Source organism: Nocardia halotolerans, assembly GCF_042650145.1.
Taxonomy (GTDB): Bacteria; Actinomycetota; Actinomycetes; order Mycobacteriales; family Mycobacteriaceae; genus Nocardia; species Nocardia halotolerans.
Map to the genome: position 1 here is coordinate 350,282 of NZ_JBHSDL010000006.1, position 22,777 is coordinate 373,058.

The following is a 22,777-nucleotide window of genomic DNA, read 5'->3' on the forward strand; positions in this document are numbered from 1 at the left end:
GGATTGAACCAACCCACGTTCGCCGCCGAAGCCACGTTGCCCCGGGTACCGCTGCCGAGTCTGGACGACAGCTGCGCCCGGTTCCTGCAGTGGTGTCAGCCGCTGCTCGGCGCCGAGGAATACGCCACCACCGAGGGCGCGGTAGCCGAGCTGCTGCGCCCCGGCGGGGCCGGGCGCACCCTGCACGCCGCGCTGGCCGAATACGACGCCACCCCCGGTGTCGGCAGCTGGCTCGACGAGTTCTGGCCCTCGCGGTACCTGGGGCGCCGGGACCGGATCGCGTTGAACGCCAACTTCGTGTTCCTCTTCCGCGACGACACCCCGCTGGCCGCCTCGACGGTGGCCGGACAGGCCGAACGCGCCGCCGCGATCATCGGCGCCGCCGTGGACTACAAGCTGGCACTGGACGCGGAGAAGATTCCGCCGGTCACCCAGCGCGGGCAGCAACTGTCGATGTGGCAGAACGAGTACCTGTTCTCCGAGACCCGGATCCCAGGCGAGATCCAGGACAGCGTCCGCAAGCCCTACAGCCCGCAGTGGCCCGGCCCCTCGGACGCGCGCCACATCGCGGTCTTCTACCGCGGCAACATCTTCCGGATGGATGTCGTCGGTCCCGACGGCGCGCCGTACGCGTTCTCCGACCTGGTCGACGGCCTGCGCGCGGTGATCAAGGGCGGTACCCGGCCCGCCGCCACCGACACCTCGGTCGGGCATCTGACCACCAAGGCCCGCGCCGAATGGGCGCGCAGCCGGGCCGCGTTGCGCACCGAACCCGCCAACCTCGCCGCCTTCGACGCGGTCGAGACGGCACTGTTCACCGTGTGCCTCGAGGACTTCGCGCCCCGTGACGAACTGCACGCCTGCGACCAGCTGCTCCACGGTGACAGCGCCAACCGCTACTTCGACAAGTCGGTGTCTTTCATCGTCTTCGCCGACGGCCAGGCCGGCATCAACATCGAGCACTGCGGCCTCGACGGCACCACCGTGCTCTCGTTCGTCGACGCGCTGCTCGAGCGCGGCACCCAGGACCACGCCGACACCAGCGGTGCCCGCGCGCAAGGGCTTCCGCCGGTGGAGCCGATCGAGTTCGTGCTCGACTCCGCGGCCCGCGCCGACATCGCCGCCGCGGGCGCCGACTTCGCCCGTTTCGCCGCCGACACCGCCACCTCACTGGTGTCCTTCGACGACTTCGGTGCCGCCGCCGCCAAGCAGCTGGGCATCTCACCCGATGCCTTCGCTCAGCTCAGCTACCAGCTCGCCCACCGGCGCAGCAAGGGCCTGACCGGCGCCACCTACGAGTCCATCGCCACCCGGCAGTTCCGCAACGGCCGCACCGAGGCCATGCGCGTGGTCACCCCGGAGATGGTGGCCTTCGTCGACGCGATGGTCGACCCGGACACCGACCGCGACACCGCGCTCGCCGCGGCCCGCGCCGCGGCGGCGGCCCACGTGGCCCGGGCCAAGGAATGCCAGGCCGGGCTGGCCCCGGAACAGCATCTGTGGGAGCTGGAGTGGATCCAGCGTCGCCGTGGGGAACAGCTCGGCGTCGCCGATGAGCGGATCGCGCTGTTCGACAGCCCCGGCTGGACGGTCATGCGCGACGATTACCTCTCGACGAGTTCGGCCCCCTCCCAGTACATCCGCTACTTCGGGTTCGGCTCCACCAGCCCCCGCTGCATCGGTATCGCCTACGTGCTGCTGCCCGACCGCTGGAACATCTACCTGGCCACCCCCAAATCCGTGGCCGACCAGATGTACGCCTTCGCCGACCACCTGCGCACCGCGGTCGCCGACCTGCGCGAACTGCTCGGCCAGTCGGCGTGATCAGTTCGACAGCCTCGGCCACGCGCCCGCGACCCCGGGCAGCGGCGGCCACCTAGCGGCCGGTTCGCCGGTCAGTGCTCGAACGCGCGCGCCACAGGCGCGAGTCCCGAGTGCTGGCCGGTGGCCCGTCGGGGCCGCGAACACGCGGCGCCCGCGCCGCCGAAAACACGTGTGAAACAATCGTCAATCGTGAAGAACTTCGAATCCCTGTTCGCCGAGCTGACCGAGCGTGCCCAGAACCGTCCCGAGGGTTCGGGCACCGTGGCCGCGCTGGACGCAGGCGTTCATTTCCAGGGTAAGAAGGTCCTGGAAGAGGCCGGCGAGATCTGGCTGGCCGCCGAGCACGAAAGCGACGAAGCGCTCGCCGAGGAGATCTCCCAGTTGCTGTACTGGGTCCAGGTGATGATGGTGGGTCGCGGGTTGAAGCTCGAGGACGTGTACCGACATCTGTGACGGCTGATCCGTCCCGGTCACTTCCCCGCACCTTCCCCGAAAGGACCCCATCCATGCTGCGCGTCGCCGTTCCCAACAAGGGCGCACTGTCGGAATCCGCCGCCTCCATCCTCAGCGAGGCCGGATACCGCAAACGTACCGATCCCCGTGAACTCACCGTGCTCGATCCGGCCAATCAGGTCGAGTTCTTCTTCCTGCGGCCCAAGGACATCGCCATCTATGTCGGCTCCGGTGAGCTCGACCTCGGCATCACCGGCCGCGACCTGGCCCTGGACTCCGGTTCCCCGGTCAGCGAACGGCTCTCGCTCGGCTTCGGCCGCTCCACCTTCCGCTACGCCGCCCCCGCGGGCCAGGACTGGAAGGTCCAGGACCTGGCGGGCAAGCGCATCGCCACCTCCTTCCCGAACCTGGTACGCGCCGATCTGGCCCGCTTCGGCGTCCAGGCCGAGGTGATCCGCCTCGACGGCGCGGTCGAGATCTCGATCCAGCTCGGCGTCGCCGATGTGATCGCCGACGTGGTCGGCTCGGGGCGCACCCTGCGCCAGCACAACCTGGTGGCCTTCGGTGATTCGCTGTGCGATTCGGAGGCGGTGCTGATCGAGCAAGCGGGCTCCGCCCCCGACAACCGCACCCGCAACCAGCTCATCGCGCGCGTGCAGGGTGTGGTTTTCGCCCAGCAGTACCTGATGCTCGACTACGACTGCCCCAAGACGCTGCTCGACGAGGCCGCCGCCATCACCCCCGGCCTGGAATCGCCGACGGTGTCCCCGCTCACCGACCCCGACTGGGTCGCCGTGCGCGCCCTGGTCCCGCGTAAGCAGGGCAACGAGCTGATGGACCGCCTCGCCGACCTGGGCGCCAAGGCCATCCTCGCCACCGACATCCGCTCCTGCCGCGCTTTCTGACCCCGATCCGCCGCTGACCTGGCGCGTAGGCTGAACGTGCCAGGTCCGGACCGTCCATGATCGGAGCGGCGATGTCGAACAAGAACGAGCATGAAGAGCAGGTCGAAAAGGAACAGGTCGAGCGCGAAGAAGAGCGCCGCCGCCTGGAGCAGGAAGAGGAACGCCGCCTCCAGTAGCAGGCGCGCCGGCCCCAGACCGAGCCGAACCCGCCCCATGGGTGGCGGGAGGGCTGCCTACCGTGCGCTCAGCCGGTGCGCCGAGGTGCGGATCTCCCTGCGATAGTGCTCGCGTTCGGGACGGCTCACCGCGGGACGCAACGGCCCGATCTGCAGTTCCCAGCGGGGGACGCGGTCGTGGTCGAAGACCGGTGCGGACAGATAGGCGATGGGCAGTTCGGCGTCGGTGTCCAGTTCGGCGGTGGTGTGCGGGTAACCGCTGAGGTCGGCGAGCAGTCCGAGGACGCGACGGCGCAGCGGACCGGTGGCCGGTGAATGCGGCAGATGGCCCGCGACCTCGGTGAGCACATCGAGGGTGCCCAAATCGTCGGGGTCGATACCCCAGACGGCCACGCCGGTGGCGCGGATCTCGGTGAGCGCGGTGTCGAGTTCGCGGCGTTGGGTGGGATCGGCGGTGTCGAGCCAGGTGCGGCGCCGCGGCGGGGCAGCGAAGGCCACGACGCTCGCCGCCGCCGGAGCGCGCAGCGGCAATCGCGTGCCGACCTCGACGCCGGCGGGCACCCGGCCGTGCTGACCGGCGACTGCGACGAAGGTCAGGGTGGTCTCGGTGACCACCGACAATGCGACGCCGCAGCCCACGCGCCGCGCCAGATCGCGCAGTTCGTCCTGGATGCCGGGCGGTAGCGCCCCGGCCGGTCCGGCGGCAGGTCCGGGCAACCCGGGTCCGAGCCGATAGGTGAGATCAGCGCCGCGTAGCACCCAGTTGCGGGCTTCGAGCGTGGCGAGCACGGCGGCGACCGTCGATCGGCTCAGGCCCAGTTCGTCGGCCACCGCCGCCGCGGTGAGGCGCGCGCGGGTGGCGGCCAGCAGTTCCACCACGGCCACGACGCGTTCGGTCGGCGGGGATGCGGTCACGAGCACCTCTTGTCCTGCTCGGCGCGGTCGTCTACCTTCTCCGAACCGAAAAATCGTATCGATCACGCGAGTATTCGTGTTCGGAGGATTCTATGACGAACCCGTCGATCCTGGACCGGCTCGATGTCGACGACATCGACTTCGCCTTCCAGGACACCCCCGACCTGCACCTGCTGCTGGCCCGGTTACGCGAGCGCAAACCGTACGCAGTGGTGCCCTTCGCCGGAGCGCGCGCGGTGCTGCTGCTGACCCACGACCTGGTGGCGGCGGCCTTCAAGGACGAGCAGACCTTCCCCGCCCGGGCCGTCTACACGCTCACCACCGAACCGGTCCTCGGCCGGACCCTGCAGTGCATGACCGGCGACGAGCACCGGGTCCACCGGGCGATCGTGTCACCGCCGTTTCGCCGCAGCCTGGTGACGGGCTGGATCGAGCCGCTGCTCGAGCCGATCGCGCACGAACTGATCGATCGCTTCGCCGACCGCGAACAGGCGGATCTGGTGGCCGAATTCAGCACGCGTTACCCCGTTCTGGTGATCAGCAGACTGCTGGGTCTGCCGGTGGACGACGAGGCGACGGTGTTGCGCTGGGCGCACGACCTGTTCTACTTCCCGCTCGATCCCGCCGCCGCCCACCGCGCCTCACGCGAGTTCGCCGACTACGTCGTGCCGATCATCGCCCGCCGCCGCGCCGCGCCCGGTGCGGACCTGATCTCGAAACTGGTCACCGAAACTGTCGACGGCATCGCGCTGTCCGACGATCAGGTGCTCGCCTTCCTGCGCTTGCTGTTCCCCGCCGGTGCCGACACCACCATGCTCGCCCTCGGAAACACCCTGTCGGCCTTGCTGACCCACCCCGAGCAGCTCGCCGCGGTGGCCGCCGACCCCGTCGAACAAGTGCAGTGGGCGGTCTGGGAGGGACTGCGCTGGGAGCCGCCGGTGGGACTGCTGCCGCGCGCCTGCCCGGTCGCCACCCACTGGCAGGGCCTCGACATTCCGGCTCTGACACCGGTGATCTTCGCCGTGAACGCGGCCCACCGCGATCCCGCGAAATACCCCGAGCCGCACCGCTTCGACATCACCCGTCGCGCCACCACCATGTTGTCGTTCGGGCAGGGCCCGCACAGTTGCCTGGGCAGCTGGCTGGCGCTGGCCGAACTACGCACCGGGCTCACCGCGCTGGTGACTCGACTACCGGGGCTGCGTCTGGTGGCGGGCGCCGACCCGGACGCTACGGTGACCAGTCAGGTGGGAACGGCGTTGCGTGGACCTGGTGCGCTACGGGTCACCTGGGACCGGTCACACGTCCTCGGGCGGCAACGCACCGGGTGATCCCAGCTCCGCTGGTTCCGAATGTTGCTGTGGCCAACCGGGATACGGCGGTGGGGTGCCGCCGAACTCCGGGCACAGCGGTTTGAAATCGCAGAACCGGCACATCGAATTGCGGGTCGGCGGAAAATCGCCGGTGCGGCCCGCGTCGATGATCGCGCGCCACAGCGCGGTGAGGATGCGCTCGAAACGGTCGAGTTCGTCGCGGTCGGGTGCGTAGGTGAGCAAGGTCTTGTCGGCCAGATAGATCAGTCGCAGCTGGGCGGGCACGATACCGCGGGTGCGCAGGATCATCAGGGCGTAGAACTTGAGCTGGAACAGCGCACGAGCCTCGTGCACGGGTCCGGGGGAGCGGCCGGTCTTGTAGTCGACCACCCGCAGTAAACCGTTGGGCGCCACATCGATCCGGTCGACGAATCCGCGCAGCGGCACCGCGCCGTCGAGGTCGACCTCCACCCGCTCCTCGAGCGAATGCGGTTCGAACCGGCGCGGATCCTCGAGCTCGTAGTAGCTCGTGACCAATCGGCGCACCTCGTCGAACAGCGCCTCCGGGCCACTCTCGGCGACGAGTTCGTCGATGCCGTCGCGTTCGGCGCGCACCCGGTCCCATGCGCCGGGCACCAGTGTCGCGGCCCGCTCCGGGTGCCGCTCGGCGGCGGGCAACCCGAACAGATCCTCGAGCACCGCGTGCACCACGGTCCCGCGCACCGCCGCCCGTGTGGGCGGTTCCGGGATCCGGTCGATCGCCCGTAAGCGGTACTTCAACGGGCACTGCTTGAAATCGGCTGCGCGCGAAGGAGACAACGCCGGACGCGACCGGGTGATCGGTCCGTCGGCGGTGACCTCGGCGGACGACAGGGACACGGGCACTGACATGTTCGTCACCGTATCGCCACCCACCGACACGTTCGCCGTGGGGAAACAGCTGACCCCGTCGACGGCGCGGATCGCCCGGCCTGGCAGGCTTGAGGCTTCATTCGAAGAACGGGAGATACATGACGGCCAGACGGACCGGTCCATTCGCCATCGGGGACCGGGTGCAGCTGACCGATGCCAAGGGGCGCCTGTACACGGTGGTGCTGGAAGCGGGCAAGGAATTCCACACCCACCGCGGCGGCATCAAGCACGACGACCTGATCGGCGCCGACGAGGGCAGCGTCGTGAAGTCCATCAACGGCACCCCCTACCTGGCGCTGCGCCCGCTGCTCACCGACTACGTGTTGTCGATGCCGCGCGGCGCTGCCGTGATCTACCCCAAGGACGCCGCCCAGATCGTGCACGAGGGTGACGTGTTCCCCGGCGCGCGGGTGCTCGAGGCCGGTGCCGGTTCCGGCGCGCTGACCTGCTCGCTGCTGCGCGCGGTCGGCGCCGAGGGCGAGGTGATCTCCTACGAGATCCGCGACGACCACGCCGAGCACGCGATCCGCAACGTCGAAACCTTCTTCGGCGAACGTCCGGCAAACTGGTCGCTGACCGTCGCCGACGTCGCCGAGTACGACGGCGCGCAGGTCGACCGGGTGGTGCTGGACATGCTCGCGCCCTGGGACGCGCTGCCCGCTGTGTCGAAGGCGCTGGTGCCCGGTGGTGTCCTGCTGGTCTACGTCGCCACCGTCACCCAGCTGTCGAAGGTGGTCGAGGCGATGCGTGAACAGGAGTGCTGGACCGAACCCCGCTCCTGGGAGTCCATGGTCCGTGGCTGGCACGTCGTCGGCCTGGCCGTGCGGCCCGAGCACCGCATGCAGGGCCACACCGCCTTCCTGGTCAGCGCCCGGCGCCTGGCCGAGGGCACGGTCACCCCCAAGCCGCAGCGCCGTTCCTCCAAGGGCTGAACGACGACTCGCCCCCCGCCGGTGTCACGCGGGGGTGCAGGGCGCCTGAGCGAAGCCCAGGAGCAGGCAACCGCTGTTGTCGGAGAACTTCCACTCGCCGTCGACCTGCTCCCAGGTCACCGGGAAGGCGGGGGCGGTGCCGTGCGGTGAAGTGATGGTGACGTCGGCGGTGGCGGTGTTTCCGCTGGTGGCGACGTTGTCGACAGCGAAGGTGAGGGTGTAGCCGGCCAGCATGCCGTTCATCTGGTCGATGTTGGGCTTGCGGGCGTCGCCGTTGACGATCAGGTCGGCCTTGTCGTCGGTGGACACGGCCGGGTCGGCGAAGGTCACCAGCGTCGCTTTCAGGGACTCTGCCGTGGGTCCCGCGGCGTTGTCATCGGCAGGCGCCGGGGTTGCCGAAATGCTGGACTCGGTGGTGGCGATACTGGTACTGCTGCTGGTGGCATTCGTCGAGGAATCGTCGGAGTCGCCGCAACCGGCCAGCCCGACGGTAACGGCCAGCGCGGCGGCAGCGGTAGCGACGGTGACACGGATCGTACGGGGAGGAAGGAGCATGCTCAGCAACCTTTCGGCTCGAGGGGCGAGCGCACTCGCCCGGCGCCCCGGTGCGGGGTGTTAGGGGAGCCTAACACGCACACGGACACGCCCCTCACCGTACAAGATGTGATCACGACGAAACCATGTCGGAAAGCGAGAACGGACCGCGCCCGGTAGCGTTGATAGACCGGGACTGGGAGGAGCAGCATCATGAGCCCCAACGAGAATTCGGATTCGGCGGCCTGGCGAGAGCTCGAGGCGGTACGCGCCGAGGCGGCTGCTCTTCGCAGGCAACTCGCCGACTCGCCGGATCGCGCACGCGAATTGGAAGCCAGGATCGATTCGCTGACGATCCGCAACGGCAAGTTGATGGACACGCTCAAGGAAGCGCGCCAGCAACTGCTCGCGCTGCGCGAGGAGGTCGATCGGCTGGGCCAGCCGCCCAGTGGCTACGGCATCGTCATCCACGCCTACGACGATCAGACCGTCGACGTGTTCACCTCCGGTCGCAAGATGCGCCTGACCTGCTCGCCCAACATCGACGCCGACACGCTCGAGTACGGCCAGACCGTGCGCCTCAACGAGGCACTCACCGTGGTCGAGGCCGGCAAGTTCGACGCGATCGGCGAAATCGGCACGCTGCGTGAGATTCTCGACGACGGCAGGCGCGCGCTGGTGGTCGGCCATGCCGACGAGGAGCGTGTGGTGTGGTTGTCGGGTCCGCTGTCCAAGATCGCCGAGTACGACGACATGGGCGACCCCGATTCCCCGATTCGCAAACTGCGCCCGGGTGATTCGCTGCTCGTCGACACCAAGGCCGGCTTCGCCTTCGAGCGGGTGCCCAAGGCCGAGGTCGAAGACCTTGTACTGGAAGAGGTTCCCGACGTCGACTACACCGACATCGGTGGCCTGGGCCGGCAGATCGAGCAGATCCGCGACGCGGTGGAACTGCCGTTCCTGCACAAGGATCTGTTCCGCGAGTACGCGCTGCGCCCGCCCAAGGGTGTGCTGCTCTACGGTCCGCCCGGTTGCGGTAAGACGTTGATCGCCAAGGCCGTCGCCAACTCGCTGGCCAAGAAGATCGCCGAGTCCCGTGGTGAGGACGCCAAGGAGGCCAAGTCCTTCTTCCTCAACATCAAGGGCCCCGAGCTGCTCAACAAGTTCGTCGGCGAGACCGAACGCCACATCCGCATCATCTTCCAGCGGGCGCGCGAGAAGGCTTCCGAGGGCACTCCGGTGATCGTGTTCTTCGACGAGATGGACTCGATCTTCCGGACCCGTGGCTCGGGTGTGTCCTCCGATGTGGAGACCACCGTTGTGCCGCAGCTGCTTTCCGAGATCGACGGTGTGGAGGGCCTCGAGAACGTCATCGTGATCGGTGCGTCCAACCGCGAGGACATGATCGACCCCGCGATCCTGCGGCCGGGCCGCCTGGACGTGAAGATCAAGATCGAACGTCCGGACGCGGAATCGGCGCAGGACATCTTCTCCAAGTACCTCACCGAGACGCTGCCGCTGCACGTCGACGACGTCCGCGAGTTCGACGGCGACAAGGCCGCCTGCGTGGCGGCCATGATCGAGAAGGTCGTGGACCGGATGTACGCCGAGAGCGACGACAACCGGTTCCTGGAGGTCACCTACGCCAACGGTGACAAGGAAGTGCTGTACTTCAAGGACTTCAACTCCGGTGCGATGATCCAGAACATCGTGGACCGGGCCAAGAAGTACGCGATCAAGTCGGTGCTCGACACCGGCAACCCCGGTCTGCGCATCCAGCACCTGTTCGACTCCATCGTCGACGAGTTCGCGGAGAACGAGGATCTGCCCAACACCACCAACCCGGACGACTGGGCCCGGATCTCGGGCAAGAAGGGCGAGCGGATCGTCTACATCCGCACGCTGGTCACGGGCAAGAACGCCTCGGCGAGCCGGGCGATCGACACCGAGTCCAACACCGGTCAGTACCTGTAGTCAGCTGTCGTGGGCCGCGCTTCGTTCGGGGCGCGGCCCTCGCGGTGCCCGCGGAGTTCTGTTCAGTTTTTTTCACCGAAATGCTGCGCGGAAGATAGTGAATAGGTCATGCTTCACTTGTTCGTCATACCTGATGAGGACGCATAAAGGAGTGTTGCCATGACTGGTTCGGCCGCCGAATTCTTGACCGAAGTGATCTTGCAGACCATCGCGAACCTGTTCAGCTCGATCAGCGCGGGCTGATCCGGCCCCAGCACCGAATCAGGGCCGCGCCTCCGCCGGGAGACGCGGCCCTGACCGGTTTTCCCTCAGCTCGCGACAGTGGTCACGGTGTTGAAGACCACATCGGCCACCGGAGCGCCGTCCGGCCCGCCGGTGCGTACGCCCGCGTTCGCGACCGTGGTGAGGGCCTCCATGCCCGCGGTGACCCGGCCGAACGGCGTGTAGTTCGGCGGCAGGTGGGTGTCCCGGTAGACCAGGAAGAACTGGCTGCCGTTGGTGCCCGGACCGGCGTTGGCCATCGCGACGGTGCCCGCCGGGTACACCGCGCCCGCCAGGTTCTCGTCGTCGAACTGGTAGCCGGGCCCGCCGCGGCCGGTGGCGGTGGGATCGCCGCACTGCAGCACGTAGATACCGTCGGTGGTGAGTCGATGACAGCGCGTGTGGTCGAAGTAGCCTTCCCCCGCCAGGAACACGAACGAGTTCACCGTGCGCGGCGCCGCTGCTGCGTCGAGCTCCAGTGCGATGGTGCCGCAAGTGGTTTCGAGGGTGGCGGTGTAGGTCGCCGCCGGGTCGACGGTGAGTGCCGGCTCGGTCGCCCACTGCTTGCCGTTGGGCTGGCCCGCCGCGGCCGGAGTGCAGCCGGGGACCACTTCCTGGCGGACGGGCGCGGTCTGCGCGGCGGGCGCGAGAGCGACCAGCGCCGCCGCGGCGACACCGATGCCGAACGCGGCGCGCACCGTGGCGCGGATGGAGCCGATGGAACGATCCTGCGATTGACTGCTCACCTGTCGGGGTCTCCTCGGATCTGGTGGGGTGCAACGTTGTACCGCGCATCCTGCCAGCCGAGTGCCGCACACGGGGCCCGACGGCCCGAACCGTTCGCGCTAGCGCGGGCGCAGCCGCCACAGCGACGTGGTCTCGGCGGTGCGGGCCACCGCGAGCGGATCGTCACGGTCGGTGGCACGCGGATGCCGCGGGCGAGTGGTGAGTTTGCCCATCACCGACAGGCCGGCATCGTCGAGGAGGCGGGGGATGTAGTCGGCCGCACGCAGACCGAGCAGTTCGGCCAGATCCGAGAGCACCAGCCAGGCCTCCCCGCGCGGCATGAGGTGGGCGCGCAGACCGTGGACGAAGTCGGTGAGCATCGATTGATCGTGGTCGTAGACACCACGTTCCAGGTCCGACGTGGGCACACCCGGCAGCCAGGGCGGGTTGCACACCACGAGATCGGCGCGGCCCGGCGGGTACAGCGCGGGCCCGGTCACGGCGATCACACCGCTGTAGCCGAGACGCTCGGCATTGTCCTTGGCGCAGCGGATGGCGCGCGTGGTGATGTCGGTGGCGACGACTTCGGAGACTCCGCGCTGGGCGAGCAGAGCGGCCAGCACGCCGGTGCCGGTTCCGAGATCGAAGGCGGTGCGCACCTCCGGGTCCAACGGCGCGTCGGCGACCAGGTCGACGTATTCGCTGCGGGTGGGGGAGAAGACGCCGTAGCCGGGATGGATACGGGCACCGAGGGCGGGTACCTCCACGCCCTGCTGCTGCCAACGGTAGGCGCCGAGCACACCCAGCAGCTCGGAGAAGGTGACGATCCGGGCGGCGCCGGCGCGGCCGTAGGCGGCGGTGCAGGCCGCCCGCACGTCCGGCGCGCGGGGCAGGTCGAGATGGTTGTCGGCGTCGAGCTGGATCAGCAGGTTGCCGAGGACGTTCGCGCGTGCGCGTTTTCTGGCCCGTTCGTGCTGGTAGAGCGCGCCGAGATCACCACTGGGCGGCTGTTTCGTCCGCGTCCGGTCGGCGCGGCGGCCCAGCGCTGCCAGCAGTTGCCTGCCGTTGTTGTAGTCGCCTCGCCACAGCAGCGCCTCGCCCGCCTTGATGCGGCGGTACGCGCGATCGGCGGAGAGACGATCGTCGGCGATGGTGACGATGCGCGGCGCGGGCGCGCCGTTCTCCGAATGCCAGTCGGCGCGGTGCTGGATATGGTCGCTGGACCATTCGATGGTGGACAGGCGGTTCTCCCGGTGAGTGACGGTGCTGGTGACACGAATCCCTCGGTCCGAGCCGAACGTCACCACTGCTGCTGCCTTGCGAGGGAGCAGCGTTCCATTGTGCCGTATCGGCGGCGGGTGGCGCCGGGCAGGTGCCGTGCCGGGATCGGCCGCCACGGTGGAGTGGGCAGTATCGCAGTCGATAGCGTTTCGGCATAAGACCAGCTAGATGCCTGTTCGTCGATGCCCGGTGATTCCGGATTCCGATTCGTCACCGGGAGTTACCTGCTGGACATGTGCCCATCTGAGACTTGGCCCGCAACCGACTTCGACCAAGGAGAACACCATGGGTTCCGCATCCGCCGTACTGGCAAGCGTCCTGATCGAACTGATCCTCACCGCGATCGAGAGCGGCAGCGCCGCCTGATCGACTGCTCTCGACCGGCCCATCGGCACTGTGTCGGTGGGCCGGTCGCGTTCTCGCGAGCCGACGCCGGTACGAACTACGCTGCGTGCATGACTTCTGGGCAGACCGAGATCTGGCACAACCCGCGGTGCTCCAAGAGCCGCACTGCCACTGCGCACCTGGACGCGGCGGGGGTGGCCTACACGGTGCGGCGCTACCTCGACGAGCCGCCGACCGTCGAAGAACTGCGGGCGGTGCTGGCCCGGCTCGGCGCCGAACCGTGGGACATCACCCGCACCGGCGAACAGCTCGCCAAGGACCTCGGAATGGCGGGCTGGAGCCGCACCGAAGCCGATCGGGAGCGCTGGGTGCGCGCGCTCGCCGAACACCCGAAACTGATCCAGCGACCGATCGTGCTGCGAGCCGACGGCGACGCGGTGGTCGCCCGCGACGAGGAATCGTTGCGGACCCTCGGCTGATCCGGTTGTTGCCCGGCGATAACTATTCGGGCACGGGCGTAACGTGGGAAGCGGCTCCAATGATGTAGATCACATCAGCGGGACACCGTGTCCCGGTGCGAATTGTCGGACCGAGCGTGGATCTGCCTGCGGGATAGCCAGTGGCCACTCCACGCGTGGGAGGTTGTCATGAACATGTTTCGCAAGCTCGTAGTAGGTGCCGCGGCGGCCGGACTGATCGGTGCGTCCAGCGTGCTCGCCGCACCCGCCGAGGCGACTCCGCCCGGTCGCTGTTCGGCGAATCCCGTCGCCGCGACGGGCGCCTTCTCGCAGTGCGGTGACCCGGTGTGGCATCAGGTGCGCGTCACCTGCTGGGCCTGGTGGAACTGGTTCAGCAGCTATGAGCGCTACGGCCAGCCCGCCTTCGGTGGCTTCCACTCCCAGACCTCGTGTGACCTGCCGTTCAGCATGCAGACCTGGTCCGTGGTGGTGCACGGCTGACTCAGTGCCGGGGGTCGTCGTTCCCGGTGAGCAGGCTCGACAGCACAGCCCGCGTATCGGGAACGAAGGGCCAGGCCGGGTCGCGCAGGCGCGCGTGGAGCTCGGTGTCGGTCCACCACCAGCCGTCCGCGATCTCCGACGGCTGGTGGACGATCGGCCCGTCGTAGCGGTACTCGTAGCCGTACAGGTGGCAGCGCAGCGCGCGACCGGCCCAGCGGCCGTCCCAGGACACGGTGGCGCGCAGCGGCAGCGCCGTGCCCGTCGGCACCACGATGCCGAGTTCCTCGCGCAGTTCGCGCCGCGCGGTCTCGGCGGGATCTTCGCCCGCGTCCACCACGCCACCGGCGAGGCAGTCGTGCATCCCGGCGAACACGAGTTTGCTGTCGGTGCGCCGGTGGACGTACACGCGGGCCCCGTCGACCGAACGCACCAGCACACCAGCACTCGCGTGCCACAAACCCTCGCGATACACCGTGCCCCGATCTGCCGCGCCGACCACCTGGCCCGCGGCGTCGTAGACGGCGAGCAGTTCGGACTCCGGGTGCGCTGACACCGCCCGAGGGTAACTCCGGCGCCACGCGCGCTGTCACTTCCTCCGGCGCACCGGTTTCGCCCCCGGGCGTGGTGGGACCGCCCGGGCGGCTCGGCGCACCAGTGCCTCACGCGCGGTCGCTTCGGCGTCGAGCTTGCGCCGGATCAGGTACTGCTGCGCGCAGGTCCACACCGCGTTGGCGGCGAAATAGGCCAGCACCACGACTGGCAGAATCGCGCCGCCGATGAGCGCACCGACCGGGAACACCCACAGCGACAGCATGCGCATCAGGCCGGCTGTGCCGTTGTCGGCCACCACCGGTGTCATCCGGGCGGTGAGGTGCGTGGCGAGGGCGGCGATCAGCGCCAGCGGCACGGCCGACACGGCCACGGCGGCGAACAACTCACCGGCACCGGTCAGCGTCGCCGACAGCGGCGCACCGAACAGCCGGGCCTCGAGGAAAGCCCCCACCTCGGGCGCACCGAACAGATAGTTCGCCGTGGCCGCGTTGTCCTCGACCGACAACGGCTGATCCGTCGAGGTGAACGGACCGACCGTGAAGGTGCCGGTGCGATCGAACGAGCGCAGAACATGGAAGAGCCCGAGGAACACCAGCGCTTGCGCGAGCATCGGCACCATCGGGGCCAACAGGCGCACACCGTGTTCGCGATGCAGCGCGCGCAGCTGCTCGGCCTGGGCGCGCGAGTCGTCCCGGTGGGTGCGGCGAATGCTGTCGATGCGAGGTTGCAGTGCACGCAAACTCGCCTGCGAACGCGCCTGTCGCAGGGCCGGCATCACGAGCAGGGCGCGGACGGTGACGATCAGGGCGAGCACGGCCAGCAGCCAACCGAGACCGTGCGCGGAGCCGAGCGCAACGGCGAAGAGACGGTGCCAGCCCCACAGGGCCGCGGACACCGGAAAATATACGAAATCGAGCATGACGGAACGACCTGTCCGAAAGTGCGCGCGCAGGGCGCGGCAAGGGGAGTGGGATCACGGGATCCGACAGGTGGCGCCGACGGCGACCCCTGTCAGCGGTGATCGATCCCCGGTGCTCGTGGCCGCGGCCGACCGGCGGCATCCGGATTGCTCTGTGGCAGGAATGCGCCGCGCAGCCGGCGCTGCGCCGACCGTGGTGGTCCCGCGCACGCGGCGCGCACCGGCACGGCCCGGTGACCGGTGACCGCGACCAGCGCGCACACCATGGCGGCGGCGACGGCACCGAAGGCCAGCACCCGTGCGGCCTCACCACCGGGCGCGGCGATCAGCACGAAGGCGGGCAGTACGCACGCGAGTACCGCGTACGCCATCACTATCGCCCGTGCCTGCATGTCGGCGAGCATACCGGCCCGGCGGGTAAGCTCGGTCCGGGCGAGACAAGTAGATGGAACGCGATGTCACGGCCATATTTGTGCCGCGTATCGTGGGGACTGTGACTGCATCATCCGCGCACGCCGAGCACACCGCAGGCGACGGGCGCGCCACCCGTTGGACCGGGCACAAGGCTCGCCGCCGGGCGGAGATGATCGATGCCGCGATCGAAGTGATCGAGGAACACGGTCTCGAGATCTCGGTGCAGTTGATCGCCGAACACCTCGCGCTGCCCCGTCCGGTGGTCTACCGCCATGTCGGTGGACGCGCCGAACTCGACGCGCTGGCCCGCCGCCGGATCCTGGAACTGCTGCTCGCCGAACTGCTACCCGCCCTGCGGCCCGACGGCACGCTCAAGGACGCGGTGCGCGGCGCCATCAGCACCTATCTCGGCTGGATCGATCGCCACCCCAACCTGCACCGCTTCCTCGGCGACGCCGCTCCGCAGGGCAGCGTGGCCAGCCTCGGTGGCGCGGGCCGCGAAGTGGGCGGTCAGCTGGCCGACATGTTCGCGGCCAGCCTGGCCCGCTTCGGCATCGACCCCGCGCGCGCCCGGCCGATGGCCTTCGGGGTGGTCGGTCTGGTCGACGGCATGGTGGCCAACTGGCGCGCCGAAGCGCAGCCGGTGCTCAGCACCGAGCAGGTGCAGGGCATCCTCACCGAATCGGTGCTGTCGTTGCTGGAAGGCAATGCCCGCAGCCTCGGTGTCCCGTTGCACCGGGAATCGCTGGTGGCCGATCTGCTCGTGGCACCGGAGGCGGCACCGCCGCCCGAGGCGCGGCTGCGCTGATCGTTCAGCCGCCCGGTGCCAGCATCCGATAGGTGCGGTGCCACAACCACTCCACCGGGCCACGCTCGAACCTGCGCAGCCACAGGTGGGCGAGTCCGGCGATCAGCGCGACCACCAGCAGATAGACCCCGATCGTGAACGGCACCCGCGAGTCCTCGGTCACCCGCGCCGCCCAACCCAGGCCCCAGCCGTAGCACAGGGCTCCGGCGATCAGGTTCTGCAGGATGTAGCAGCTGAGTGCGGTGCGGCCCACCTCACCCAGGCGCGCGCCCGCGAAACCCACCCGCGGCCTGCGGAAGTAGAACTCGGCGACCGCGGCGAGGATACCGAGCGCGACGAACGGTGCGGCGCCGTAGCGGGTGAACAGCACCAGATCCCCGCCACCGAACACCCCGACCGTGAAATCCACCGGCGCGGCCACCGCGAAGCCGAGCACCATGAGCCGGCGGCGAATTCGCGTGCCCTCGGCGCCGAAGACCCCCGCCCGGTACAGGCGCGCGCCCACCAGGAACAGGGCCACCGACATCGGGAAGATGAAGATCGTCTCCACCCGGAAGGCGAGCGCATTGTCGAGACGGAACAGCGCCAGCTCCCAGAAGGAACCGTCGGCATAGGGATTCGGATCCAGCACCGCGCCGGTGGTCGGTTGCCGGTCCGGTTCGTAGGCCAGCGCCACCGCGACCAGGCTCAGCAGACTCAGATGCACCGCCGTCGCCACGATCACCCAGCGTCGTTGTGCGCGTTCGCCGGTCGCCAGCAGATAAGCCACGACCAGCCCGGTGCACGCATAGCCCATCAGCACATCGAATTCGGCCACCAGCACGAAGTTCAGCGCACCGTCGAGCAACAGCAGCCCGGCTCGGATCGGGTACTTGCCCGGCCAGCGCCTGCCGCCGCGGCGCGCCGAATCCTGTTGGATGGCCAGGCCGATCCCGAACATCACGGTGAGCAACCCGAGGAACTTGCCCTGGACGAGTTGCTGGAGCACCCGTTCGGTCCATGCCCACCCGTCACCGGCGGCCGTGCCGAGGTGCTCCAGATAGCCGGCCAGACCGGCGGGATCGGTGAAAATCCAGATGTTGGTGCCCAGCGTGCCCAGAATCGCGATACCGCGCAACACATCCAGCGCGATCAGCCGGCCGGGACGGTCGGGGGTGCGGCCGGGGGTGGCCCGGACAGCGGATTCGGTCATGGTTCGAGTATCGAGGCGATGGTGCGGCGCGCGGATCGTCCGGGAGGACCATCGTGGGTCCGCCGGTCGGGGGACGGCGCGGCCGGTGCGGCCCGGTCCGCCCGGTGGCGGCTGGTCGCGTCCGGTGGCGGTGACGAAATCGGACCGAAAGGTCACCGACTGGTGAGCAGCGAGGGCGAGATGCGGGTGTGGGCCGCGCGCGTCGCCTAGGCTCGACAGCATGCAGCGCATCATCGGAATCGAGGTCGAGTACGGCATCTCGACCCCCACGGAGCCGACGGCCAACCCGATCCTCACCTCCACCCAGGCCGTACTCGCCTACGCGGCCGCCGAAGGGGTGCCGCGCGCCAAGCGGACCCGGTGGGACTACGAGGTGGAATCCCCGCTGCGTGACGCGCGTGGTTTCGATCTGAGCCGGATGAGCGGGCCCGCCCCGGTCATCGACGCCGACGAGGTGGGCGCGGCCAACATGATCCTCACCAACGGGGCCCGGCTCTACGTGGACCACGCCCACCCGGAGTACTCCGCACCCGAGGTCGTCGACCCCCTCGACGCGGTGATCTGGGACAAAGCGGGCGAACGGGTGATGGAAGCCGCCGCCCGGCACGCCTCGAGTGTGCCCGGCGCCCCGCGGTTGCAGCTGTACAAGAACAACGTCGACGGCAAGGGCGCCTCCTACGGCACCCACGAGAACTACCTGATGAACCGCGACACCCCGTTCAGCCACATCATCGCCGGGCTGACGCCGTTCTTCGTCTCCCGGCAGGTGATCTGTGGTTCGGGTCGCGTCGGCATCGGCCAGTCCGGCGATCACCCAGGTTTCCAGCTGTCCCAGCGCGCCGACTACATCGAGGTCGAGGTCGGGCTGGAAACCACCCTCAAGCGCGGCATCATCAACACCCGCGACGAGCCGCACGCCGACGCCGACAAGTACCGGCGCCTGCACGTGATCATCGGCGACGCCAACCTGGCCGAAATGTCGACCTACCTCAAGATCGGCACCACCGCGCTGGTCCTGGATCTGATCGAAGCCGGTGAGGACCTCTCGGAGTTCCAGCTGGCCCGCCCGGTGACGGCGGTGCACCAGATCAGCCACGATCCGACCCTGCGCGCCACCGTGGCCCTGGCCGACGGCCGCGAGCTCACCGGCCTTGCGCTGCAACGGCTCTACCACGAGCGGGTGGCCAAGTTCATCGACCGCGAGGGCAACGACGACCCGCGTGTGCGCGACATCGTCGACAAGTGGGCGATGGTGCTCGACCTGCTCGAACGCGACCCGATGGAATGCGCGCACCTGCTGGACTGGCCCGCCAAGCTGCGGCTGCTCGAGGGAATGCGCAGCCGTGAGGGGCTGGGCTGGGCCGCACCGAAACTGCACATGATGGATTTGCAGTACTCCGATGTGCGTCTGGACAAGGGGCTCTACAACCGCCTAGTGGCCCGCGGTTCGATGCAGCGCCTGGTCAGCGAGCAGGATGTGCTCGACGCGATGACCAATCCGCCCACCGACACCCGCGCCTACTTCCGGGGCGAGTGCCTGCGCCGTTTCGGTGCCGATATCGCCGCCGCCAGTTGGGATTCGGTGATCTTCGACCTCGGTGGGGACTCGCTGGTGCGCATCCCCACCCTGGAACCGCGCCGGGGCACGAAAGCCCACGTGGGCAAGCTGCTCGAAGCCGCGCAATCGGCGGCCGAACTCGTCGAACAGCTCACCCACTGAGGCGTTCTCAGCACGACCGGGCGACAATCCGATCGCTAATCGTCCATGTTGTCGGATCGGCTCGGTAGGGTTGAGGGACGAGCACGATCATTGAGGGAAAGAGGAGGTCGGCTGCGATGGCACAAGAGCAGACCAAGCGCGCCGGGGGTGGCGACGAGGACGAGGGCCCCGAGGGCGTCGACGCGGCAGGGCAGGAACGCCGCGAGAAGCTCGCGGAGGACACCGACGACTTGCTCGACGAGATCGATGACGTGCTCGAGGAGAACGCCGAGGACTTCGTGCGGGCATATGTGCAGAAGGGCGGCCAGTGACCTCAGGTGACCCGTTGCGCCTGCATGCAGGCCAGGCTCTGTCCTCGTTCACCGAACATCTCCGTATGCACGCCCCGGACCTGTTGCCCGCCAACAGGTCCGGGGGCTCGGAGTTGACCGTGGCGGCCGATTTCGCGCCGCACGGCACGACGATCGTCGCGGTCAGCTACCGCGGCGGGGTGCTGATCGCGGGCGACCGCCGCGCCACCCAGGGCAACCTGGTGGCGTCGCGGGACATGGAGAAGGTGTACACCACCGACTCCTTCTCGGCGGCCGGTATCGCCGGCACGGCCGGGCTGGCCGTGGAGATGGTGCGGTTGTTCGCGGTGGAGCTGGAGTACTACGAGAAGATCGAAGGCGTGTCGCTGACCTTCGACGGCAAGGCCAACAAGCTGGCGAAGATGGTGCGGGAGAATCTGCCCGCCGCGATGCAGGGCCTGGCCGTCATCCCGCTGCTCGTCGGTTTCGACGATCAGGTCACCGACGCCGACAGAGCCGGTCGGATCGTGTCCTACGACGTGGTGGGTTCGCGCAGCGAGGAACGGTTCGGCTACACCGCGGTCGGGTCCGGCTCGAACTTCGCCAAGTCCTCGCTCAAGAAGCTCTACCGGCGTGGCATCGACGAGGACCGCGCCCTGCGGATCGCGGTGGAATCGCTGGTCGACGCCTCCGACGACGACACCGCCACCGGCGGGCCCGACGCGCTGCGCGGGATCTACCCGACGGTGGTGACCATCGACGCCGAGGGCGCGGTCGAAGTGCCCGAGCCACGTCTCGGTGAGATCGCCGCGGCGATCGCCGCCGACCGGGAGGCCGCAGTGAACGGGGGTGCCAGCGCATGACGCTGCCTTACTACGCGTCCGCCGAGCAGATCATGCGCGACAAGACCGAGCTCGCCCGCAAGGGCATCGGCCGGGGTCGCAGCGTGGTGGTGCTGGTGTACGACAAGGGTGTGCTGCTGGTGGCCGAGAACCCCTCGGCGACGCTGCACAAGATCAGTGAGCTCTACGACCGCATCGGGTTCGCCGCGGTCGGTAAGTACAACGAGTTCGAGGCCCTGCGCCGCGGCGGTATCCTGCAGGCCGACCTCAAGGGCTACCAGTACGACCGGCGCGACGTCACCGGCCGTTCGCTGGCCAACCTCTACGCCCAGAGCCTCGGATCGATCTTCACCGATCAGCTCAAGCCCTACGAGGTGGAGCTGTGCGTCGCCGAGGTCGGTTACCCGGAACAGCCGCCGACCTCGGTGCTGTACCGGATCACCTTCGACGGGTCGATCGTCGACGAACGCGAGTTCGTCGTGATGGGTGGCACCACCGAGCCCATCGTGACCGCGCTCAAGTCGGCCTACAAGCCCGGATTGTCGCTCGACGAGGCGCTGAAGGTGGCGATCGGCGCACTACAGGCCGGTCAGCCCGAAGCCGACAAGGAAAAGCGCTCGCTCGGGGTCGCGTCGCTCGAGGTGGCCACCCTCGAGCAGGCTCGTCCGCGCCGGGCCTTCCGCCGGCTGCAGGGCGCCCCGCTCGAGCAGGCGCTGGCGGGCACCACCGGCAAACCGGTGACCGAGGTGAAGCTACCCGAACCCGAGGACGGCGCGGGGGACTGACACCGCCGTCACGATCATGATCGGGCCCGCGAACCGCTCCGGTTCGCGGGCCCGATCCGTCGCGTGTGTGCCCGGGTCGTTCGCTGTTCGAATCGTTGTGAACACGTATGCATATCCGATGTCGGGACCGCCGCGCGGGTGCTGGTCGTGGCTGTACTGTCGATAGGGTGCAGCGACGAATCATGGGGATCGAGACCGAGTTCGGTGTGACGTGCACCTTCCACGGTCACCGTCGGCTGTCCCCCGACGAGGTGGCCCGGTACCTGTTCCGCCGGGTGGTGTCCTGGGGCCGCAGCTCGAATGTCTTCCTTCGCAACGGTGCCAGGTTGTACCTCGACGTCGGATCCCATCCCGAGTACGCCACCGCCGAATGCGACAGCCTGGTGCAGTTGGTCACCCACGACCGGGCCGGTGAGCGGGTGCTGGAAGACCTGCTCATCGACGCCGAACAGCGCCTCGCCGAAGAAGGCATCGGCGGTGACATCTACCTGTTCAAGAACAACACCGACTCCGCGGGCAACTCCTACGGCTGCCACGAGAACTTCCTCGTGGTCCGCGCCGGCGAGTTCTCCCGCATCTCGGACGTGCTGCTGCCGTTCCTGGTCACCCGCCAGCTGATCTGCGGCGCAGGCAAGGTGCTGCAGACACCGAAGGCGGCCACCTTCTGCCTGTCCCAGCGCGCCGAACACATCTGGGAAGGCGTCTCCTCCGCGACCACCCGTTCGCGCCCGATCATCAACACCCGCGACGAACCGCACGCCGACGCCGAGAAATACCGGCGCCTGCACGTGATCGTCGGCGACTCCAACATGGCCGAACCGACCACGATGCTCAAGGTCGGCACCGCGTCCCTGGTCCTGGAGATGATCGAAGCGGGCGTGTCGTTCCGCGACTTCGCCCTCGACAACCCGATCCGCGCCATCCGCGAGGTCAGCCACGACCTGACCGGCCGCCGACCCGTGCGGCTGGCGGGCGGACGCCAAGCCAGTGCGCTCGAGATCCAGCGCGAGTACTACGCGCGCGCGGTCGACCACCTGCGCAACCGCGACCGCGACCCGCAGGTCGACGCCGTGGTGGACCTGTGGGGCCGCACCCTCGACGCGATCGAAGCGCAAGACTTCGCCAAGGTCGACACCGAGATCGACTGGGTGATCAAACGCAAGCTGTTCCAGCGCTACCAGGACCGCTACAGCATGGAACTGGCCGACCCCAAGATCGCCCAGCTCGACCTGGCCTACCACGACATCAAACGCGGTCGTGGGGTCTTCGACCTGCTTCAGCGCAAGGGCCTGGCCAAACGGATCACCGAGGACGACGCCGTCGACGCCGCCGTGGACACCCCACCGCAGACCACCCGCGCCAAGCTACGCGGCGACTTCATCACCGCCGCCCAGGACGCGGGCCGCGACTTCACCGTCGACTGGGTCCACCTCAAACTCAACGATCAAGCACAGCGCACGGTGCTGTGCAAAGACCCGTTCCGCTCTGTCGACGAACGGGTCGACCGCCTGATCGCCTCGATGTAGGCGAACCCCCACAGACGGGGGGACACGACAGAACCGGTGGCGCATGGGAGCGAACGCGTAGGCCACCGGTTCTGCTGTGTTATTGGAGCGCTGGCGCGCTCGAGGTTCGCGGCCTCCACGTCCCGACGATCAGGCGCCGTTGCTTGCTCCTTCGTCGCGTGCGCAACGGCGCCTGATCGTCGGGACGGCCGCGAACCGCCGCTTCGCGGCGGACCCTCC

General features: G+C 68.7%; 23 protein-coding genes. 14 read left to right on the forward strand and 9 right to left on the reverse strand.

What is annotated here, in order from left to right; translation table 11 throughout:
- The first annotated feature begins 3 nt into the window (after window positions 1–3).
- From ACFO5K_RS07100 to hisG, 3 genes are all read left to right on the forward strand, one after another.
- The gene (locus tag ACFO5K_RS07100; RefSeq protein ID WP_378557593.1) at window positions 4–1,824 is read left to right on the forward strand and encodes a choline/carnitine O-acyltransferase; all 1,821 of its coding nucleotides are present in this window, start codon (window positions 4–6) and stop codon (window positions 1,822–1,824) included.
- 189 nt (window positions 1,825–2,013) lie between these two features.
- The gene (locus ACFO5K_RS07105; RefSeq protein WP_378557596.1) at window positions 2,014–2,277 is read left to right on the forward strand and encodes a phosphoribosyl-ATP diphosphatase; all 264 of its coding nucleotides are present in this window, start codon (window positions 2,014–2,016) and stop codon (window positions 2,275–2,277) included.
- A 53-nt stretch (window positions 2,278–2,330) separates the two neighbouring features.
- Complete coding sequence (gene hisG / locus ACFO5K_RS07110) at window positions 2,331–3,182, forward strand: ATP phosphoribosyltransferase (protein WP_378557599.1); 852 nt, start codon at window positions 2,331–2,333, stop codon at window positions 3,180–3,182.
- A gap of 233 nt (window positions 3,183–3,415) precedes the next feature.
- Here the strand turns inward: hisG and ACFO5K_RS07115 are convergent, their stop codons facing one another.
- Window positions 3,416–4,273 (reverse strand): helix-turn-helix domain-containing protein, encoded by an 858-nt coding sequence (locus ACFO5K_RS07115; protein ID WP_378557602.1) that lies wholly within the window; start codon window positions 4,271–4,273, stop codon window positions 3,416–3,418.
- 92 nt (window positions 4,274–4,365) lie between these two features.
- Here ACFO5K_RS07115 and ACFO5K_RS07120 point away from each other — a divergent pair, with 92 nt between their 5' ends.
- Window positions 4,366–5,604: a cytochrome P450 gene (locus ACFO5K_RS07120; protein WP_378557605.1), complete on the forward strand. Its 1,239-nt coding sequence runs from the start codon at window positions 4,366–4,368 to the stop codon at window positions 5,602–5,604.
- On the opposite strand, the gene ACFO5K_RS07125 is transcribed toward ACFO5K_RS07120, so the two are convergent.
- Window positions 5,572–6,477: a RecB family exonuclease gene (locus ACFO5K_RS07125; RefSeq protein ID WP_378557608.1), complete on the reverse strand. Its 906-nt coding sequence runs from the start codon at window positions 6,475–6,477 to the stop codon at window positions 5,572–5,574. The genes ACFO5K_RS07120 and ACFO5K_RS07125 overlap by 33 nt on opposite strands.
- A 119-nt stretch (window positions 6,478–6,596) precedes the next feature.
- Here ACFO5K_RS07125 and ACFO5K_RS07130 point away from each other — a divergent pair, with 119 nt between their 5' ends.
- Window positions 6,597–7,430: a tRNA (adenine-N1)-methyltransferase gene (locus tag ACFO5K_RS07130; RefSeq protein WP_378557611.1), complete on the forward strand. Its 834-nt coding sequence runs from the start codon at window positions 6,597–6,599 to the stop codon at window positions 7,428–7,430.
- Between the two features lie 24 nt (window positions 7,431–7,454).
- On the opposite strand, the gene ACFO5K_RS07135 is transcribed toward ACFO5K_RS07130, so the two are convergent.
- The gene (locus ACFO5K_RS07135) at window positions 7,455–7,985 is read right to left on the reverse strand and encodes a hypothetical protein (protein WP_378557614.1); all 531 of its coding nucleotides are present in this window, start codon (window positions 7,983–7,985) and stop codon (window positions 7,455–7,457) included.
- A gap of 192 nt (window positions 7,986–8,177) precedes the next feature.
- Here ACFO5K_RS07135 and arc point away from each other — a divergent pair, with 192 nt between their 5' ends.
- Entirely contained in the window at window positions 8,178–9,938 is a 1,761-nt protein-coding gene (gene arc / locus ACFO5K_RS07140) for a proteasome ATPase (protein WP_378557617.1), read from the forward strand.
- A gap of 308 nt (window positions 9,939–10,246) precedes the next feature.
- Here arc and ACFO5K_RS07145 read toward each other — a convergent pair whose 3' ends face one another.
- Window positions 10,247–10,945, reverse strand: a complete 699-nt coding sequence (locus tag ACFO5K_RS07145) for a peptidylprolyl isomerase (protein WP_378557620.1) — start codon at window positions 10,943–10,945, stop codon at window positions 10,247–10,249.
- A gap of 99 nt (window positions 10,946–11,044) precedes the next feature.
- Window positions 11,045–12,229, reverse strand: coding sequence for a methyltransferase (locus tag ACFO5K_RS07150; RefSeq protein ID WP_378557623.1), 1,185 nt, complete (start codon window positions 12,227–12,229; stop codon window positions 11,045–11,047).
- A gap of 432 nt (window positions 12,230–12,661) precedes the next feature.
- Between ACFO5K_RS07150 and ACFO5K_RS07155 the strand changes: the two genes are divergently transcribed.
- Both ACFO5K_RS07155 and ACFO5K_RS07160 read left to right on the forward strand, forming a co-directional pair.
- On the forward strand, window positions 12,662–13,030 hold the full coding sequence (locus ACFO5K_RS07155; protein WP_378557626.1) for an arsenate reductase family protein: 369 nt from the start codon (window positions 12,662–12,664) through the stop codon (window positions 13,028–13,030).
- 168 nt (window positions 13,031–13,198) lie between these two features.
- A complete protein-coding gene (locus tag ACFO5K_RS07160) occupies window positions 13,199–13,510 on the forward strand; it encodes a hypothetical protein (protein ID WP_378557636.1) in 312 nt (103 codons plus the stop codon).
- Window position 13,511: 1 nt separating this feature from the next.
- Here the strand turns inward: ACFO5K_RS07160 and ACFO5K_RS07165 are convergent, their stop codons facing one another.
- From ACFO5K_RS07165 to ACFO5K_RS07175, 3 genes are all read right to left on the reverse strand, one after another.
- Window positions 13,512–14,063 (reverse strand): NUDIX hydrolase, encoded by a 552-nt coding sequence (locus ACFO5K_RS07165; protein WP_378557639.1) that lies wholly within the window; start codon window positions 14,061–14,063, stop codon window positions 13,512–13,514.
- A gap of 33 nt (window positions 14,064–14,096) precedes the next feature.
- Window positions 14,097–14,981: a membrane protein insertase YidC gene (yidC, locus tag ACFO5K_RS07170; protein WP_378557642.1), complete on the reverse strand. Its 885-nt coding sequence runs from the start codon at window positions 14,979–14,981 to the stop codon at window positions 14,097–14,099.
- Between the two features lie 92 nt (window positions 14,982–15,073).
- Window positions 15,074–15,373 carry a DUF6412 domain-containing protein gene (locus tag ACFO5K_RS07175; protein WP_378557645.1) on the reverse strand — a complete coding sequence of 100 codons (300 nt, stop codon included), beginning with the start codon at window positions 15,371–15,373 and terminating at the stop codon, window positions 15,074–15,076.
- Between the two features lie 101 nt (window positions 15,374–15,474).
- On the opposite strand from ACFO5K_RS07175, the gene ACFO5K_RS07180 reads away from it, so the two are divergent.
- On the forward strand, window positions 15,475–16,203 hold the full coding sequence (locus tag ACFO5K_RS07180; protein ID WP_378557648.1) for a TetR/AcrR family transcriptional regulator: 729 nt from the start codon (window positions 15,475–15,477) through the stop codon (window positions 16,201–16,203).
- Between the two features lie 4 nt (window positions 16,204–16,207).
- Here the strand turns inward: ACFO5K_RS07180 and ACFO5K_RS07185 are convergent, their stop codons facing one another.
- Complete coding sequence (locus tag ACFO5K_RS07185; protein WP_378557651.1) at window positions 16,208–17,395, reverse strand: DUF418 domain-containing protein; 1,188 nt, start codon at window positions 17,393–17,395, stop codon at window positions 16,208–16,210.
- Window positions 17,396–17,615: 220 nt separating this feature from the next.
- Between ACFO5K_RS07185 and dop the strand changes: the two genes are divergently transcribed.
- From dop to pafA, 5 genes are all read left to right on the forward strand, one after another.
- Entirely contained in the window at window positions 17,616–19,115 is a 1,500-nt protein-coding gene (gene dop, locus ACFO5K_RS07190; RefSeq protein WP_378557654.1) for a depupylase/deamidase Dop, read from the forward strand.
- Between the two features lie 116 nt (window positions 19,116–19,231).
- Window positions 19,232–19,426: a ubiquitin-like protein Pup gene (locus tag ACFO5K_RS07195; protein ID WP_014351559.1), complete on the forward strand. Its 195-nt coding sequence runs from the start codon at window positions 19,232–19,234 to the stop codon at window positions 19,424–19,426.
- Window positions 19,423–20,268 carry a proteasome subunit beta gene (prcB, locus tag ACFO5K_RS07200; protein ID WP_378557658.1) on the forward strand — a complete coding sequence of 282 codons (846 nt, stop codon included), beginning with the start codon at window positions 19,423–19,425 and terminating at the stop codon, window positions 20,266–20,268. Before ACFO5K_RS07195 ends, prcB begins: the two co-directional genes overlap by 4 nt.
- On the forward strand, window positions 20,265–21,032 hold the full coding sequence (prcA, locus tag ACFO5K_RS07205; protein ID WP_378557661.1) for a proteasome subunit alpha: 768 nt from the start codon (window positions 20,265–20,267) through the stop codon (window positions 21,030–21,032). Before prcB ends, prcA begins: the two co-directional genes overlap by 4 nt.
- A gap of 167 nt (window positions 21,033–21,199) precedes the next feature.
- On the forward strand, window positions 21,200–22,558 hold the full coding sequence (pafA, locus tag ACFO5K_RS07210) for a Pup--protein ligase (protein ID WP_378557665.1): 1,359 nt from the start codon (window positions 21,200–21,202) through the stop codon (window positions 22,556–22,558).
- Window positions 22,559–22,777: the final 219 nt, after the last annotated feature.